Origin of the sequence: Streptomyces sp. NPDC056169, from assembly GCF_042268445.1 — a bacterium.
Taxonomy (GTDB): Bacteria; Actinomycetota; Actinomycetes; order Streptomycetales; family Streptomycetaceae; genus Streptomyces.
Window position 1 is genome coordinate 14,665 of record NZ_JBHJUO010000024.1, and the last position, 16,052, is coordinate 30,716.

General features: G+C 70.4%; 14 protein-coding genes and 2 pseudogenes. 10 read left to right on the forward strand and 6 right to left on the reverse strand.

Annotation, left to right across the window (positions count from 1 at the left end):
* Window positions 1–381 precede the first annotated feature (381 nt).
* The 4 genes and pseudogenes from ACFC0G_RS33120 (at window position 382) to ACFC0G_RS33135 (ending at window position 3,100) form a co-directional block, all read left to right on the forward strand.
* On the forward strand, window positions 382–636 hold the full coding sequence (locus tag ACFC0G_RS33120) for a hypothetical protein (RefSeq protein ID WP_376410606.1): 255 nt from the start codon (window positions 382–384) through the stop codon (window positions 634–636).
* A gap of 106 nt (window positions 637–742) precedes the next feature.
* A pseudogene (locus ACFC0G_RS33125) lies at window positions 743–871 on the forward strand (cold shock domain-containing protein); the annotation flags it as partial.
* Between the two features lie 400 nt (window positions 872–1,271).
* The gene (locus ACFC0G_RS33130) at window positions 1,272–2,447 is read left to right on the forward strand and encodes a cytochrome P450 (RefSeq protein WP_376410609.1); all 1,176 of its coding nucleotides are present in this window, start codon (window positions 1,272–1,274) and stop codon (window positions 2,445–2,447) included.
* A gap of 152 nt (window positions 2,448–2,599) precedes the next feature.
* Window positions 2,600–3,100 (forward strand): hypothetical protein, encoded by a 501-nt coding sequence (locus ACFC0G_RS33135; RefSeq protein WP_376410907.1) that lies wholly within the window; start codon window positions 2,600–2,602, stop codon window positions 3,098–3,100.
* A gap of 208 nt (window positions 3,101–3,308) precedes the next feature.
* On the opposite strand, the gene ACFC0G_RS33140 is transcribed toward ACFC0G_RS33135, so the two are convergent.
* Window positions 3,309–3,800 carry an excalibur calcium-binding protein gene (locus tag ACFC0G_RS33140; protein WP_376410612.1) on the reverse strand — a complete coding sequence of 164 codons (492 nt, stop codon included), beginning with the start codon at window positions 3,798–3,800 and terminating at the stop codon, window positions 3,309–3,311.
* A 403-nt stretch (window positions 3,801–4,203) separates the two neighbouring features.
* Here ACFC0G_RS33140 and ACFC0G_RS33145 point away from each other — a divergent pair, with 403 nt between their 5' ends.
* Together ACFC0G_RS33145 and ACFC0G_RS33150 are read left to right on the forward strand one after the other, a co-directional pair.
* Window positions 4,204–4,524, forward strand: coding sequence for a hypothetical protein (locus tag ACFC0G_RS33145; protein ID WP_376410614.1), 321 nt, complete (start codon window positions 4,204–4,206; stop codon window positions 4,522–4,524).
* Window positions 4,525–4,884: 360 nt separating this feature from the next.
* Window positions 4,885–5,529 (forward strand): dihydrofolate reductase family protein, encoded by a 645-nt coding sequence (locus tag ACFC0G_RS33150; protein WP_376410617.1) that lies wholly within the window; start codon window positions 4,885–4,887, stop codon window positions 5,527–5,529.
* 314 nt (window positions 5,530–5,843) lie between these two features.
* On the opposite strand, the gene ACFC0G_RS33155 is transcribed toward ACFC0G_RS33150, so the two are convergent.
* Window positions 5,844–6,755 (reverse strand): LysR family transcriptional regulator, encoded by a 912-nt coding sequence (locus tag ACFC0G_RS33155; RefSeq protein ID WP_376410620.1) that lies wholly within the window; start codon window positions 6,753–6,755, stop codon window positions 5,844–5,846.
* 146 nt (window positions 6,756–6,901) lie between these two features.
* On the opposite strand from ACFC0G_RS33155, the gene ACFC0G_RS33160 reads away from it, so the two are divergent.
* Entirely contained in the window at window positions 6,902–7,954 is a 1,053-nt protein-coding gene (locus tag ACFC0G_RS33160; RefSeq protein WP_376410623.1) for a YncE family protein, read from the forward strand.
* Window positions 7,955–8,197: 243 nt separating this feature from the next.
* Here ACFC0G_RS33160 and ACFC0G_RS33165 read toward each other — a convergent pair whose 3' ends face one another.
* Complete coding sequence (locus ACFC0G_RS33165) at window positions 8,198–8,437, reverse strand: hypothetical protein (RefSeq protein WP_376410626.1); 240 nt, start codon at window positions 8,435–8,437, stop codon at window positions 8,198–8,200.
* A gap of 25 nt (window positions 8,438–8,462) precedes the next feature.
* The gene (locus tag ACFC0G_RS33170) at window positions 8,463–9,428 is read right to left on the reverse strand and encodes a serine hydrolase (RefSeq protein WP_376410629.1); all 966 of its coding nucleotides are present in this window, start codon (window positions 9,426–9,428) and stop codon (window positions 8,463–8,465) included.
* Between the two features lie 300 nt (window positions 9,429–9,728).
* Here ACFC0G_RS33170 and ACFC0G_RS33175 point away from each other — a divergent pair, with 300 nt between their 5' ends.
* Window positions 9,729–9,971: a hypothetical protein gene (locus tag ACFC0G_RS33175; RefSeq protein WP_376410632.1), complete on the forward strand. Its 243-nt coding sequence runs from the start codon at window positions 9,729–9,731 to the stop codon at window positions 9,969–9,971.
* Here ACFC0G_RS33175 and ACFC0G_RS33180 read toward each other — a convergent pair.
* A pseudogene (locus ACFC0G_RS33180) lies at window positions 9,966–10,190 on the reverse strand (transposase); the annotation flags it as partial. The gene ACFC0G_RS33175 and the pseudogene ACFC0G_RS33180 overlap by 6 nt on opposite strands.
* 103 nt (window positions 10,191–10,293) lie before the next feature.
* On the reverse strand, window positions 10,294–12,558 hold the full coding sequence (locus ACFC0G_RS33185) for an FG-GAP-like repeat-containing protein (RefSeq protein ID WP_376410635.1): 2,265 nt from the start codon (window positions 12,556–12,558) through the stop codon (window positions 10,294–10,296).
* A gap of 345 nt (window positions 12,559–12,903) precedes the next feature.
* On the opposite strand from ACFC0G_RS33185, the gene ACFC0G_RS33190 reads away from it, so the two are divergent.
* Both ACFC0G_RS33190 and ACFC0G_RS33195 read left to right on the forward strand, forming a co-directional pair.
* The gene (locus tag ACFC0G_RS33190) at window positions 12,904–14,358 is read left to right on the forward strand and encodes a hypothetical protein (RefSeq protein ID WP_376410638.1); all 1,455 of its coding nucleotides are present in this window, start codon (window positions 12,904–12,906) and stop codon (window positions 14,356–14,358) included.
* A 523-nt stretch (window positions 14,359–14,881) separates the two neighbouring features.
* Complete coding sequence (locus ACFC0G_RS33195; protein WP_376410640.1) at window positions 14,882–16,048, forward strand: twin-arginine translocation signal domain-containing protein; 1,167 nt, start codon at window positions 14,882–14,884, stop codon at window positions 16,046–16,048.
* Window positions 16,049–16,052: the final 4 nt, after the last annotated feature.

Below are 16,052 nucleotides of genomic sequence, written 5' to 3' on the forward strand. Positions count from 1 at the left end.
GCGCTTTCGGACCCGGTTCAGCGTGTGCTCGTCCGCACAGTTCGGTCGGCGCATCTGCCTCGCTGGACTGCGGGCCGGGCGCCTGTCGGGCAGGGCCGGCGGGAGGTGGTCGGTGGCAGGTCTGAGTGGTCAGGCGGAGTGCGTGATCCGTTGGACGCAGACAGCCCGGCGTGTATGCGCAGGGTGCCCCCATGCGGTCGATGTCACGCGGTGCGTACCTGCCCTCCTGGTGGTCGCGCCACGTGGAGTCTGTGAGCCATTGGCGCTGCGTTCCCGGGCATCTCGGGCTTGACCCCTGCCGCAGGTGGCGCGGGGTCGCTTTCCGTGTGGTGTGGGGTCCTTCGGGATGCGCTGACTGTCGTGGGAGCCGAGGGTGGTGGCATGGAGATCATGGTGGTGCAGGAACTGCGCAAGGAGATCGCTGCCGGGGACTTCGGTCCCGGCGATCCTGCGGCACGCATCGAGGCGGTCCATGTCGTGCCCGTGGAACCGGGTGACCGAACTCTCTGCGGAATGCCGGCCGAGGACATGGAGCGATTGTCCTATCAGCCCAGCGGCCCGGACGTGCCGTGGCTGCCTGCCGACAAGCGGGACTGGGAATGCTCCAGCTGCGCAGAGGCGCTCCGTGCCGCCTGAACGGTTCGGACCCCAGACGGACGGCGGCCGGGCGCCTTCCCCCCAGGGGGATGGCATAGCACCGCACTCCGGCCGGTAGCCCCGGCACGTTCGAAGGACACGCGGTATGGCCGGCGGCATCGTTGAGGGGTTGAACGCCTAGAAGGGCTTCGGTTTCATCGCCCAGGACGGTGGCCCGGACGTCTTCGCCCACTTCTCCAACATCTCCGGCAACGGATACCGGGAGCTCGTCGAGGTGCCTGCTCCGCTTGGTACCGGATGTCGGGCAAGGACCTACGGGCACAGGTGACCCAGGAGGTCGCACAGCACCCCGACAGCCGCACCGGTCACGTCGAAGCGCGCGCTTGGCGGTGCCGCCGGGCGGGCGCCTGGAGCGGCTCGCTCGCGATCCCCGCCCCGACGTGGCGGTCGGGCGAGGCAAGGCCAGCTGACGGCCTGCCGGTGAGCCGTGAGCCGTGAGCGGTCAGCGGTGAGCGGTGGGAGAGGCCGGCCGAGACCGCGGGAAGCGGCGGGACAACCGACTCACTGACCCCGGGCAGAGTTCGGCGTTCCATCGTGTCGCAGATTGACGATCTCGAGCCGTGTCGGGCGTGTCGCTGCCCACGGTCGACCAGAGCGCGTCGGAGCCTGAGGACATGACCGACACGACGCAGGGGCCCCGCTTCCTCCAGGACCCCTATCCGGCCTACGCGGCTATGCGCTCGATATCCCCGGTGCGGCCCGTCCCCGGCTCCGGCGGGCGCCCCAGTTACCTGGTCACAGGCTATGCGGAAGCCAGAGAAGCCCTCGGCGACGCTCGCCTTTCGAAGGATACGGCCGCGTTCTTCGCGGGCAAGGGGTCACGGCGCCGTCTGCACCCCGCGGTCGCCTACACGATGCTGGCGAGCGACCCGCCCCAGCACACCCGGCTGCGCAAACTGGTGACCAAGGCGTTCACCACCGGGGCTGTAGCGGAGCTGCGCCCGTTCATCGCCCGGGTCACCGACGAGCTGCTGGATCAGTGGCCCGCCGACGGGCCGTTCGACTTCGTGGCCGGCTTGGCCGTGCCGCTGCCGGTCATCGTGATCTGCGAGCTGCTCGGGGTCCCGCAGGCGGACCGGCCCGATGTCCAGCGCTGGTCCGCGCAGCTCTTCGCGGCAGGAGAGCCCGATGTCATCGACGCCGCCTCGCACTCGATGGCCGACTACATGACGGGCCTCCTCGCCACGAAGCGCCGGGACCCCGGCAGCTCGCTCCTCGACCGGCTCATCGCCGCCCGCGACGGAGACGATCACCTGAGCGAGGAGGAGCTGGTCTCCCTGGCGGTGCTCCTGCTCGTGGCCGGCCACGAGACCACGACCAACGCCCTCGGCAACGCACTTCTGGCCCTGCTCCAGCACCCAGTCGCGCTGGAGCGCCTTCGGGCGAATCCCGGCGACCTGCCTGCCGCGCTGGATGAACTGCTCCGCTTCGACTCGGCGGTGAGTACGGCCACCTTCCGGTTCACCATGGAAGCCGTCGAGCTCGGCGGTACCGGTATCCCGGCCGGAGTCCCGGTCCTGGTCGCGCTTGGGGCAGCCAACCGAGACCCAGAGCGGTTCCCGGAGCCGGACCGGCTCGACCTGGACCGGAACGCGACCGCCCACCTGGCCTTCGGCCACGGCATTCACCGCTGTGTCGGCGCGCCCCTGGCGAAGGCCGAGGCGGAGATCGCCCTGCGAGCCGTCCTGACTCGATTCTCCGGCATCCGTCTTGCCGTACCGGCGGACCAGCTGGAATGGCGGCACACCCGACTCGTCCGTGGGCTGGCATCACTACCCGTCCTGGCCTAGTTGAACGCCGCGCAGCCGCCAGACGTGACAAGCAAGCCTTTCGGCTGACCCGGAGGCCTCTCCAGCTCCTGCCGCAGCGGGTGTCCCGTCCCCCGGAAGGGGGAGGCAGCCCACCGTGGCGGACGATGTGCGGCAGCCGCGTACGAAACAGCATGTACGTCATGACGACAGCCACCACTCCTCTCCCTGCCTCCGTACCCGCGCCCGTCTGGGCTCGCCGCGCCGCCCATGCCATAGCCCTGTGCGCGGTCCCGTCCGGTCTGTGGCGTATCGCCATGGCCTGTGGTGTCTACGTGGGCTACAGCGACCAAGTGCTGCGCGACGTCTTCGACATCCCCGGATGGGGCATCGCGTACGTCGTCGGCCTCTCCGTCCTTGCCGAGGCAGCCGCTCTGTTTCCGCTGCTCCTCGTCAGCGACCGGTGGCAGCCGCTGCGCCCGCGAGCTCTCGCCGGACTGGCGTGGACCGCCTCGGGTCTCCTGGTCCTGGTGGCGCTGTGGCAACTCGTGGTCGCCTTCACCGTCGAGAGCCAGACGTACATGTCGAGCAGCACGGCACTGACCGTCTGGTGGCTCGCCTTCGCCCCGCTGTTCGCCATTCCCGCCCTGATGAGCGCGGTGACCTGGTCGTACGCAAAACGCCACCGTGTATGAGGACACAGGGGCCGTTTGTACGGGTCATGGTGCCTCGGCTCGCGGAAGCCGGGATCACGGACGATCCGGGTCACCGGTTCCTGCCGTTGGAACAGGGGGAGAGGCCGGGGAACGCCCTACAGGCATCGGGGAGGAAGCACGTGCCCGCTCTGCGCGGAGGCCGGCCGTCCGGATGGCCGGGGCGCGGGCGTTCATGTCGTTCTCCCGCTTACGGCCGCTTCGATCCGCGGGTGAGGCGGCGCGCCGTGAGGTGGCCGCCGGCCACGCTGGCACCGGCAGCCAGGGCGAGGCCGATGCCCAGGCTGAGAGCCGAGGGACCTGACGTGCCACCGACGCCCGCCCGGGTACCGAGACTCGGAACGACGGGGGCGGGAACGACGGGGGCGGGAGCGATGGGGGCCGGAACGACGGGGGCCGCCGACGGGCTGACAGTGGCGTTCGGGCTCAGCGGCTGCACCGTGTCCGCGCTGGTACGCCTGGGCAGTGCTTCGCAGGCGATGCCATCATCGGGCCCCTGGTCCTCGTCAAGCCGGTGAGGGTCGCGCGTGTCCCGGTTGAACTCGGCTTGGGCGTCTTCCTGGTAGAGGAAGTTCCGGCAATCGAGATCCTGCGCATGAGCGACGCCGGACAACGCGGCGACAGAAGTGACGGAAGCGATGGCCAGGGCTATACCGGCTGCCACCATGCTGCGACTGCTCATCAGACGACCTCCTCGCTGCCGCGTAAGCATCCCCTCACACCACGCTACGAGCGCCCCACGGCCGCAGCGCGTGGCGTTGGCCCGAACGGGCATCGCCCCCTGGCGCGTCCAGGCTGTTCGCCCGATGGGCGGCGTGCAGTTGCGGTGGCAGGTCACTCGCCGAGGCCACGGCAACAGGCGCCGGCGGTGATGAGTCCCGCACTGTGGTCGCGGTCCTCGGCCGTACGGTCGAGCTCACCGTCTCCCAAAGGAATGCCGCCCTACGGCGTCCGTGCCCGCGCGTGCCCCAGTGCCGCTGCATCGCCCGCATGGCGATCCGGGAGGCATCTCGCTCACGCAACCCACGTCGACCACTTGGCGTCCTGCTTCATGACGGACGGCTGCTGATCACCTGGGAGAGCACGTGGCGAAGAAGGACCTGACGACGGAGGCGGCACAGGAAAAGGACCGCGAGAAGTGGATGGCGCGTTTCCAGGTACGGCTGGCCATGCAGCCGGGCGTGGACCGGGCGATAGTGCTCCAGGCGATCAAGGAGGTCACGGCGCGTTGCGCGGAAACGGGAGAGCACCCGCGGGCTGCCTTCGGCGACCCGGACGCCTACGCCGTGCAGGTCGCCGAGGCATTGGTGCCGCAGGAACGAGCGGCGCGCGCGAGGCGACGCGACGGAGCGATGGCCACGCTCGACTCGGTGCTCAGGAAGGCCAGGGACGCCACGGGACTGTGACGGCTCCGGCGCGCCTGCTCCCGGGCCCACGCCGACCGCGTTGACACCGCGTGACACCGCCTTGGCCACGGCCTTCCTCAGCGTTCCCAAGGACGGAACGGCGGGTCGGAGATCGGGCACGCAGTCGCCGGAGGCAAAGCGCGCGAGTGCCGGCGATCCCCCCGTCTCCTGATGCTCGGCCCGGCCGGTGGAGCGACAGCAGCCGAGCCACCGGCCGGGCCTCGGCCGGCATGCCGCCCGCTTAGGCCGGACGGCCCAACCTTCGACCTGGCGAGCCGGGTTGCGTCGCGTCGATGAATCGGCGGCCGACAGGCAAGGCCTATCTCTTGACGGAGACATTCGACTCATCGGGAGTAAGCCATGGGCCTCATCACCATCGAGCTGTTCGCGACCCTCGACCTTGTCGGGCAGGCACCCGGCGGTCCTGACGAGGACCCGGTGGGATTCCCGTTCGGCGGCTGGCAGGCGCCCCTGCTGGACGAGGTTGCCGGGGCGCAGATCGGTGCCGCGTACGAGGGTACGGACGCGCTCCTGCTCGGCAGGCGAACGTACGACATCTTCGCCGCCTACTGGCCTCACCAGGACGGCGGCGAGGACAGCGAGATCGCCACGCTTTTCAACAGCATCCCGAAGTACGTGGCGTCTCGCGGCAGGCCCGACCTCCCATGGGCCGGGTCCACACAGCTGGGCCCGAATCTCGCCGACGCGGTGCGTGAGATCCGCGACCGGCATGAGGACGTGAAGGTCGTCGGGAGTCTGAACCTCGTGCAGACCCTGCTGCGCGAGAAGCTCTTCGACCGTCTCGATCTCTGGCTGCACCCGATCGTGCTCGGCGTCGGGAAGAAGGTGTTCGACGACGGCGCGGTGCCCACCAACGTCACGCTCCTCGCGCCCCCGGTGGCCGGCCCGGCGGGGACCGTCTTCCTGCGCTACGGGATCGCCGACGGCACTCCCGCGACGGGGGACATGAGCCTGCCCGATCGCGGTATCGGAAGCAACGGCTGAGGCCCCGTCAGGTCGAGGTCGGCGCAGTCTTCGCAGCAACGTGCCGCGATGCTGCGGTGGCGTCGGCGACGATGACGTACCCCGAGGTGGGGCAGTCGGCAGCGGCCGAGGCCGTCTCCGACGGACGTTCGTTTCTGCACTCGGCCTGACGCGTGCCGGCCGGGGGAGCAGCCGGGAGGCTGCGCGACACACAGCCCTGGGTGCCGAATGAGGGGAAGCCGAGAATCGTTGACGCAGCCCTGACCCCGCGCATGGGGTCGGGGCCGCGGATCCTCAGAGGCCCTGCCCGGGTGCAGGTTCGTGCAGGCCGCGGATCAGCGCTCGGCGTCGCCGAGTCCTGCCGGGGCGAGGACGGCGGCAGCCAGGTGCTCGCGGAACCAACTGTGGCCCGGGTCGGACGAGTTGCGGGGATGCCAGGCCATCCCCAGGTCCATGGGTGCCAGATCGAGCGGGATGGCGAACGTCCGCAGCCCCATGGCGGAGACGGTGTCGGGGAGCCAGCCGGCCAGGCTGAGCGCGACGAGGTCGGTGTCCCGGGCGAGCATCATCGCGCTCGTATGGCTGGGCACCACGATCGCGGTCCGGCGCCGTAGTCCGAGTTCCGCCAGCGCGTGATCGATGGGCCCGAGGCGCTTGCCGAGCCGGGAGATGCCGATGTGGTCGGCCGCGGCGAACCGACGGGCGTCGATCGGCTTGTCGAAGAGAGGATGATCCTGGCGGGCGATGCCGATGGGCCTCATCCGCGTGAGCTGTCGGGTTCGGATCTCCGGGTCCAGGTGCCCGAGGACGCCGAGTTCGACGTCCACCCAGCCCTGGCGCAGCCCGGGGCCGCCCTCGACCGCCTCGGACAGGAAGACGACGTCCACCAGCGGGGCCTCCGCGTGGATCCGCTCGGTCAGGTTCGCGGCCAGTCCCACCAGGAGCAGGTCGGCGGCCTGCACCGTGAACGTGCGCTGGAGACGTGCGGCGTCGAAACCGGGACCGGGCCGCAGGACGTTGTCGCAGCCGCGCAGCAACGCGGCCACCTCTTCCCGGAGTTCCAGGGCGCGCGGGGTCGGGACCATCCCCTGGCCGGCCCGGACGAGCAGCGGGTCGCCGACCGCGCGGCGGAGCCGGGCCAGGGTGCGGCTCACCGCCGCGGGCGAGGTACGAAGGCGTTCCGCTGCTCGGGTCACGCTGTTGTCCTGGAGCAAGGCGTCCAGGACGCGCAGCAGGTTGAGATCCATCAATCGCTCCTGAACTGCAATTTTGCATCTGAGGCAATGATTGGATGCTCATCTTTGCATTGATGTGGCGCTCTGCGGCACGGAGAGTGGAGACGCCCGCGGAATCACGCGGCATCCCTCCTTCCGCCCCATCCCAAGGAGCCGCTGTGCACCAGTCCCCTCGTACCGGTCGAGAAGGCGATGTCCTGGCCGTCGTCAGCCAGAGCGGGCCGACCGTCTCGTTCTTCGACGCCGCATCCGACCGCTACCTCGGCCACGTACAAGTTCCGTCAGAGCCGCACGAGTTGTGCTTCGACGCGACGCACCGGCTCCTGTGGTGCACGCTGACGTACCGCTCGGGCTACTACCACGCGAACGGCGGCCGACGCACCGACCTGGCCGTCATCGACCCCGACACCCGCCGGGTCGTCGAGATCGTCGACATCGGCCCGGAACACGGGCCGCACGGCCTGGCGCTGGACCCGGCGCGCGGCCGGATCTACGTCAGCGTGGAAGGCGCCGCGAACCGGCCCGGCGGTGTCGTGGTGATCGACACGGCGACCCGCCGGCCTGTGGGCAGGATCGACACCGACGCGCCCGGCCCGCACTGGTTCGCCATCGACCCGGCGGGCAGGACGGGCTACGCCACCAACAAGGAGGCGCCGTTCGTGTCGGTCGTCGACCTCGAACGGGGCGTCCTCGCCTCGAAGGTCGAGGTACCGGGCAGTGAGGGACTCGCCGTCTCCGCCGACGGCGCTCACGCCTTCGTCGCCGCGCCCTACGGCGACTTCTCCGCCGCAGCCGAAGGGCGGCCGACCACGGGAATCCGGATCATCGACGCCCGCACCGCGTCTGTCGTCGACACCCTGCCCACGGAAGACATCGTCCTGCCGGTGCATCTGACCTCGACGGGGAAGCTGCTCGCGGGCGAAGTACGCATGGCACCCGATCCGGGGTCGCGACTCGGACGCCACGCACCGGGCCGTCTCACCGTGTTCGCTGCCGACACCCGCAAGCACCTGGGTGAACTCGCGGTCGGGCGGTTCCCGTTGACCATCACCTCGTCTCCCGACGGCCGACTCGCCTATGTGGCCTGCGTCATCTCCTCCACCGTCGATGTCGTCGACCTGGAGACGCTGGATCGCCTGGCCCGGCTGGACATCGCCAAGCTCGGCGAGGCCGGCGCGCACGGCCTGGCGTACCTTGCGCGCCCGGCCTGACAGTCGTGCGCGGCGGAAGCGGACGTCCTCGCCGTCCACCCCGGCCGCGACGCCAGGTCAATGAGCTTCGTTCCGGCGATTCCGGGTACGGAACTCCTCCTCCGTACCTCGCCGTTGCGCGGCAGCCGTCGGCTCGTCCCGCTGGGCAGCCGGCGAGTCATTTCGCTGTGGTCGTCGAAAGCGAAGTCCCAGATGGGGTCTAGCTCCGGGTAGCGGATGGTGGATGGGCTCGCGGGGCGCTGATCACCGGCGGTGGTTGCCGCCGCCGGCCTCGGCACCCTGGACCCGACCGCCCTCCCCTCCGGCGACGCCCGCCGGCTCGCCCTCGGCCCGCTGGTCGCGGCCATGGGCCTGGCCCCCGACCACGCGCATCTTGCGCACCGGCTCAGCCCACCGGTCGGCTGCGCCTTGGCAGCCGAGGTTACGGTGCGGACCGCTGTTCTGCCGTTCGGCGCGGGGGCCGCCGAGGCGATTGGCGATCATCAAATGTGCGGCGTGACGATGGCGCTCATCTTGCAGGGGCGGCCGTGCTGATCCCGGGTGAAGGTGACTCCGCCTGGGGCACCGCGATGTACGCCTCCTTGGGCGTGGCGGTCGGCGTGTAACGGGACGCGGCGGGCGCGGTCGGGATCAGATCCCGGTGGATCACCTTGGCCACGGCCTGGATGGTGTTCACGCCGTAGTTCATCGTGCTGTTGCCGTCGGTGAGCACGGAGATGGTGTAGTCGTGCCCGCCGCCCTTGAACGTGCCGATGCTGTGCACGCGCCAGCCGCGCGTGGAGCGCTGCAGCCAGCCGTTCTTGACGTGCTTGGACACGGAGGAGGGCGCGCCGGCCGGGGTCCCCCACCTCTGCGAGGTGATGACGCGCCCCATGAGCTGGAGGATGTAGGCGCGGGAGTTGTCACTCAGGACCGAGTTCCTGGCCGTGATCAGCGAGAGGAGCCGCTGCTCGTCGGTGACGTTGATCCGGGTGAGCCCCCAGTAGCCGCCCGACCCTGGCACCGTCCGTGTCATGCCGGCGGCCGCCAGGAAACCCTTCACCTTGGCGACGCCGAGCTGGTTCCACAGGGAGGTGGTGGCCGCGTTGTCAGACTTGGTGATCATGGCGGTGGCGAGGTTGGACTCGCGTGACGTCAGGTACCGATTGGTCTTCTTGGCGTCCCAGAGGAGCGTGGCGAGGACGGTCACCTTCACGATGCTGGCCGAGTCGTACGAGGTCGTGGCGCGCAGGGTGCAGGTCGTGTTCGTGGTGCGGTCGCGCAGGCCGACGGCGACGGTACCGGTGCGCGTGGCGAGGGCGGCGGTGATGTCCCTCTGAAGCTTGGCGGCGAGCCCGGCCTTGCCCGACGTGCAGCTGACCCGAGGCGCGGTAGCGGCGGAAGCGGGCGCCGCGCCCGCGACGACGGGCACGAGCATCCCCGCGGCGGCCACGACCGGCAGCACGCGGGCACGCAGGGATATGTGGTGAGTCATGTGGGTCCCCCTGGAAACGGATCGAATACGCCTGTGGCGCACTCGCCTTAGATGACTCTTGAGCGTGCGGATGGTTGTACGAATCCAGCGAAACCGGGGGATCGGGTGCCTCGTGACACGATGCCACCGCGAAGCAGCCCGGCATCGGAGACTGACCACCCTGCGACCGCGAGCGCCCCGGGACATCGCTGTCGCCGGAGCGGCAGGTGTCTCGTGTCGTCCTCAGAGATGAACAGGCCCACTGATCCGGCCCGATCGACAAGATTCTGGGTCTCGCGGCCGCCGTACTTGCCCATGGACATGCGTGGGGAGAGGGCCGTCGCGGACGGCCTTCCCACCGACGCCCCCCACGCTTTCGGCGTCTTCGACACGACGCTGTGCGGAATCCAGAAAGCCGGCATGTCGCTGTCCGACCGCTGGTGGTTGCCGGAGCGGGAGAACGCCTGTGGCGCCTGCCGCGAGGTGGCGGGTGTCATCGCTGGCCGCTGGCCGCAGGCGATGAGGGGCGAGGGCGCGCGGGTCAGCGTGGCCCGGCGGCTATGAGTCCTTCCGATTCGGAGTCGACTCTCGTGTGAGCCTGCGGCTCATCAGGTCGATCACCGCGAGGCGGATCGTCGCTTCGGAGCGGTGCGGGTGGGTGTCGTAGTCGCGGGCGATGCGGCGGTGGTTCATGAGCCAGCCGAAGGTCCGCTCGACGACCCAGCGCCGCCGGATGACCTTGAAGCCCTTCTGGCCCGGGTCTTGGCGGGTGACCTCGACCTCGGTATGTGGAGGATGTCGCCGTCGCCGGTGGAGGGATCCAGGCGCGGACAATGCCAGCCGCGGGCAAGAGTGCCGCGCGGCCGGCAGACGGGTTCGTCGGATCCTAGAAAAGGTCGCCGATCCAGGCTCGTTGTTCGACGTTGTTGGTCTGGGCAGGGGCGAACGGCGTCTTCCAGTCTCCAGTGCCCCGGTAGAGGTGCAGGACGGTGTCGTACGTGGCGCGGTCCTCGCCCTGCGCGAGCAGGTCGTTGCGGCCGTCGCCGTCCGCGTCGCCGATGTTGATGAGGTTCCTGAACGCGCCCCAGCCGCCGCCGATTCTGGTCCGGGAGGCGAAGGTGCCGTCGCCCTTGCCGAGGTAGAGCCACAGGACGCCGGTGCGGTCGCGGGCGAGGAGGTCTCCGGCCGGGCCGCCCGCCAGGTTCCCGGTGGCGGTGAGCTGGTTGTAGGCGCCCCAGCCGCCGCCGATCCTCTTACGGGCCCCGAAAGGTGTCGTGGTGTTGCCGGTGCCGGAGTAGAGCCACAGCACGCCGGACTTGTCGGTGGCCAGAAGGTCGGTGCGGCCGTCGCCGGTGACGTCGGATCCGGTGGCGAGCTGGTTGTAGATTCCCCAGCCGCCGCCGATCCGGGTGCGTGGGGCGAAGGGTGCCTTGTAGTTGCCCTTGCCCTGGTAGAGCCACAGCACGCCGGCCTTCTCGCGGGCGACGAGGTCGCTGTCGCGGGTGCCGCCGAGGTTGCCGGCGGCGAGGATCCGGTCGTAGGCGTTCCAGCCGCCGCCTACCGGGAGCTCGTACGGCTCCTGGTAAGCGGAAAGGCCCCAGGTCTGCCTCACGTCGTACGCCGTGAGGTACCCGGTCCAGGGGCGGGCGAGCACGTCCGGGGAACCGTTGCCGTCGAAGTCGTGCAGCCGCGGCGCGCGGCTGAGGGTGAAGGCGCCGGTACGGACGAGGGAGGAGCCGATGCCGTTGGCGGGCTCGGCCTTCATCGTCCAGGAGTAGGCGCCGTTGTGCGCCGGAAGGCCGTCCTTGTAGCGGCCGTCCCAGACGAGCGGGAAGGCGGTGACGCCCTCTCTGGGCTCGCCGGATCCGATCTTGACCGTGCGTCCCGAATCGGTGTGCGTCAGTGTCAGCGACACCCTGGCGTTGAAGCGGCTGAGCGTCCAGCCGGCCTTCAGCTTGCCGCCCGCACGGTCGAAGTCGAAGGTGCCGGTCGGCGGCAGGGTCTCCTTCACCACCGTCAGGGCGGTCGGCAGTCCGGCGCTGCGCACCAGGGTGACGGCGGGCTTGCCGGTGGCCTCGTCGAGGGCGATCCGGTACAGGCCCTCGCCGTGGGCGAGGGTGCCGCCGACGGCGAGCAGGTCGCCGTTCGCGTCGGGGACGAGCGAGGTGGCGTGGTCGAGGAGCGGGAACGTCTCGCCGGTCTTCACCTGGCGGACGGTGAGCTGGTGCAGACCGTTGGGGGATATGGAGGTTCCGCCACCCGGCTTGACGTAGGCAAGCCAGTCGCCGAGCGCCTGGAGGACGGTGCCGTCGGCGTACCCCGGGGAGGTCAGTGTGACCGGCTGGGCCTGGTTCGTGCCCCGCGGGACGACTACAAGCCTGCGGTCCACGGAGTAGGGGTTCTCCACCCAGGCCACATGGGTCGGCGTCAGGGTGACGGACGCGATGTCCGTCTCGACCTTGAGGGCGTACGTCTCCGTCAGCGCACCGGTGGCCAGGTCCACCACGGACAGGGAACGCGAGGAGTGGTCGGCCCGACGGTGGACCACCGCGAGCGCCCCCGCCCCGGCGGCGTGGTCGAGCCAGGTGACGTCGCCGTCCGGCACGGCCACCTTCCGGTCGACGACCTTGCCCGCCTCCCAGGAGACCAGCCGGTGCTGCCAGACACCGTCGACCGTCGCCGTCATCACCAGCGTGCGGCCCACGACCCGCTCGAGGTGGTAGAGGGTGGCGGCCGTGTTGAACGCGGACGTGTCGATCACGACCGGCTCCGCCGCCCCGCCCATGTCGGTGAGCGTGAACACCGCACCGGCCTGGGTGACCACCAGGTCCTCGCCCGGGCTGCCCCAATAGGCCCTGCCCGGCAGGACGGTGGTCACACCGTCGGCGTGCCGCGTCCAGCGGTGGACGGTACCGCTGCCCGTACCCGACCGGGTGAGCATCCCGGTACGCCCGGCACTGATGAGCACCGAATCGGCCGGAACGGTCAGCGGGGCGATCACCCCCTCCTCCGCCTCCATCGGCGCCTGTACGGAGACGGAGGGAACCGCCGGCCCGGCCGCGAGGGCCGGAGCCGTCAGACCGCCGGTGGCGGCGAGAGCGACCGCTATCGCGGCGGCGTGACGCCGGCCGACGGCGCTGGATCCCTTCAAGAGAATTCCTTCCGAAGAATGCGGTCGTGACGTCAGCACGCCACAACCCCAGGACTGATGAAAGCCGTTCAAGGTTGCACGGTCATTCGAAGAATGGCTGCTGATGTGTCATGGCTCGGCCAGGTCGAACGCACCCTCGCCGAACTCCACCCGCGGTCCTGCACACCGTCCGGGTTGACGGAGCTCAAGCGGCACGGGCCCCCGAAGTGCGTCCGATTGCATCCTGTTGTGCGGTAAAAGGGGAGGTCAGAGGGGGAGATTTCTGGTTGACCAGGGTTCCGGTCCGGGCGATAGTGGCGCTTGCGGCCGCGTTCGTCCGGCCTGCTGCACCAGGGGTGGGGACTCTTGAACGACAACAAGGACAACGTGCGTGACGACTTGCGAGGGCGGGTCGACGCGCTTGTCGCCGCGGGCCGGCCGACCGAGGCACGGGCCACCGCTCGGGCCGCGCTTGACACCGACGGGCCTGACGCAGGGCTCCTCCTCGCACTGGCCCGTGCCCATATGGCCGAGGACGACGACGACCACGACGACTCCGCCGAGCGAGTCTTCCGTCAGGGCTTGGACTCCTTCCCTGACGACATAGGCCTGCTCGCCGGATACGCGGAACTCTGCACCCGCACCGACGCCCTGGACCGGCCGGGGCGACATGCCCGGGGCCCCGTGCTCCTGGCCCGTCTGCGAGAACTCGCGCCGTACTCCCCGGAGTTGCTGCGGGCCGAGGCTGCGGGAAGCTCCGTTTCCACGAGCGCCAAGGACAGGATCTCGGTGCGCCGGGTGCAGTCGTTCGACGCGGCCCGTGCCTTCGCCGAAGCGCCCACGCCTCAGGCTGCCGCCGCTCAGGCCGCACAGTGGGCCGCTGCAGCCCCGCACGATCTGCGGCTCGCCGTGCTTGCCGAGACAACAGCCGCTCTCGCCGCCACCGGACGGACCTGGCCGCGCCTGCTGCTGCGCCGGGGCCTCGAATACCGCTTTGCCGCAGGTGTGGTCGTCGCTGTGCTGATCGTCCTGCGCATCACCGTCCTGCCGACGGTGCCATACGCCATGGCGACGGGAGTGGGGCTGCTGCTGGGCCTGCCGTTCCTCGGTCTCCGCAGACAGCTGCGGACCGCCCGCGAGAGGGCTGCCGAGCGGATGACCGCCCCCGTTACCGATGCCGTGCCGGACGAAGAGGCGGGTGCCGGGGGGGACGGGTTCGGGCCGCCGGAGCTGCGGCCTGTGCCGCGCGTGACCGCGCGCGAGTACGCCTTCGCCGGGGCCGGAATCGCCCTCCTCCTGGTCGTCGGCGCCGCGGCGTACGCCTCCTCCCTGTCCTACCCCCGCTACGACATCGTCGCTCACGACACCTTCCGGGGGCTGCAAGGTTTCGACCTACGTGAGGAGTTCGACCCGTTCGGTGCCGTGCCCGACAGCGAGAAGGAAGGGTCGACGGCCCGGGTGTACGTCGCCGAGGACGCCGCTGCGGACGCCGCCGCCGAGTACCTGGTGGCCGTGACGACGGGAGACTTCCATGAGATGCGGGAGTCGTGGTTGTACGACGGCGGGATCCTCACCAAGGAGACGGAGCAGGTCGGCAGCGTCCACGACACCTGGCGAGCCGAGGCCGGCCCGCACGGCGCCTGGATGCGGTGCCTCAGGTACACCGAGGTGGCCACTGGCACGCTGCGGGCGATGTGCCTGTGGGGCGACAAGGGCAGCATCGGCACGGTCCTGTTCACGGCTGCGGACAAGGACCGCGACGCGGTCGAGGAGACGGCCCGGTCCGTCGGCGCCGACTTCCTCCGGCCCGCTGCGGACTGACCCGGCCCGACGCGACCGGAGCGCCGAAACAGCCGACGTCCCGCCCATGTCTCACGCGCGCCTGACGTACAGCACGATCACCGGGCAGGCCGAGAAGTCGAGCACCGGGCCGTGCCCGGTTTCTCCTTCAACTCCGGTATCGCGGTCTCGGCCACCCACCGGCCCGTCGTGCTGGGGGAAGCGACGGGACCAGCACCAGCTCCGGCGGTACGCGTCCTGTAGTGGGCTGTCCCCTGACGACCGCGGATGGGCCCGCCGACGCCGAGGAACCCGCCGCCGAGAGCGAACACGACCTGTGGGTTCCCCCCCCCCCGGCCGAGCGGGCGCCGCGCGCCGGTACGGGGTCGCCGCCGCACCACCCGATACGCGACAACCCGATGCGCGCGGGTGCTCGGGATCGTTGTCCGTCTGCCGGGAACACCGGCGCGTCGGTGCCTTCCCCGCAGGGAGGGCGGGCCGCGCGCCGTCCACTTCGTGTTCCCCGCCCCTCGCCCGGCGAGTGGGCCCTTACGGAAGGCGGAGAATGACCACACGCAGAAGCTTCCTCGGCCACACCACCGCGGCCGGCGTCATGGCGGGCCTCGCGGTCTCAGCGGCGGCGGCCGAGGACGGGAGCGCGGCACCCGCCGGCGACCCGGCCGTTCGGCGCGGTCGTGCCCGCGACGCGATCGTCGCGGTCAACAGCGGCATGCGGTCGTACTACGCCGCGCTCAAGTCGGATCTGATCGCGCAGCTCAGTCCCGTCCTCGTGGTCCAGAACGACGCCAAGGGCGGAAGGTTCACCCTCGTCCACGACGGCACGCAGGAGTCGCTGCATCCCGTCGGGGAGGTGTTCGAGCTGGCGAAGTCCGTCAGCCATGTGCCGCTCGGCGTCTTCTCGATCATCGCGCCCCACCTGAGCGACAGGGTTCCGAACGTCCCCGGCGCGGACCGCATCGATTCGCACGACCTCGCCATGGTCGCGTTCAAGAACACCGCGACCACCGACTGGATCACACCACTCCGGCAGTACGCCGACACGCTGGCCGCCGCCCGCCGGCAACTCGACCAGGCCGGCATCCCGCCGGAGATGGTGGTCTCGTGCGCGCGGGTGCTCGACGGCGCACTCTCGTTCATCGAGGTCTCCACCGCGGCCCGGTCCTTCGACATCCGGTCGTTCGAGGACTTCTCCTCCAGTGTGTATGCGGGCATCCGCACCAACATGAGGTACGCGGCCGAGGCCCAGATCGCGGGTGTGCAGGGAGTCCTGCGGAAGTGGCGGGCCCGGATCGGTGAGGAGGCGTGGCAGGACCTGTACACGGTCGTGCTGTCCCAGTGGGCCACGTCCGAACTGAACCAGAACTCGATCATCATCGGGCCGTGCATGAACCCGGCGAAGGTGGCCACCCATCTGATCGACCTGCCGGCCGCCGAGGCGCTCTCGGACCCGGTCTTCGTGGCCCTGGACAACCTCGCCCGGATCGTGCAGGACAACATCGCGGCCGAGCTGGTCTTTCCTTCGGACCGGGCGGCCGCCGATGCGCTGAAGGGCCCGCAGGATCTGCTCGCCGACGAGATCCTGGACCAGCTCGGTGCGGCGACGCCGGGCGCGGCGGCGTACTCCGCGCCTGTCGGGGCCGGGAGGGGTGCCTGTCCCATCACCCGAAGGGGCTCGGCTTCTCAGCAGGGCGGTACGGCACACGACCTCTGAAGCC

Coding starts and splice junctions, on each gene's coding strand:
- ACFC0G_RS33150 (WP_376410617.1), top strand. CDS start 4,885: ATGGGCCTCATCACCATCGAGCTGTTCGCGACCCTCGACCTTGTCGGG.
- ACFC0G_RS33170 (WP_376410629.1), bottom strand. CDS start 9,428: ATGACTCACCACATATCCCTGCGTGCCCGCGTGCTGCCGGTCGTGGCC.
- ACFC0G_RS33155 (WP_376410620.1), bottom strand. CDS start 6,755: ATGGATCTCAACCTGCTGCGCGTCCTGGACGCCTTGCTCCAGGACAAC.
- ACFC0G_RS33135 (WP_376410907.1), top strand. CDS start 2,600: ATGTACGTCATGACGACAGCCACCACTCCTCTCCCTGCCTCCGTACCC.
- ACFC0G_RS33175 (WP_376410632.1), top strand. CDS start 9,729: ATGCGTGGGGAGAGGGCCGTCGCGGACGGCCTTCCCACCGACGCCCCC.
- ACFC0G_RS33120 (WP_376410606.1), top strand. CDS start 382: ATGGAGATCATGGTGGTGCAGGAACTGCGCAAGGAGATCGCTGCCGGG.
- ACFC0G_RS33140 (WP_376410612.1), bottom strand. CDS start 3,800: ATGAGCAGTCGCAGCATGGTGGCAGCCGGTATAGCCCTGGCCATCGCT.
- ACFC0G_RS33195 (WP_376410640.1), top strand. CDS start 14,882: ATGACCACACGCAGAAGCTTCCTCGGCCACACCACCGCGGCCGGCGTC.
- ACFC0G_RS33130 (WP_376410609.1), top strand. CDS start 1,272: ATGACCGACACGACGCAGGGGCCCCGCTTCCTCCAGGACCCCTATCCG.
- ACFC0G_RS33165 (WP_376410626.1), bottom strand. CDS start 8,437: ATGATCGCCAATCGCCTCGGCGGCCCCCGCGCCGAACGGCAGAACAGC.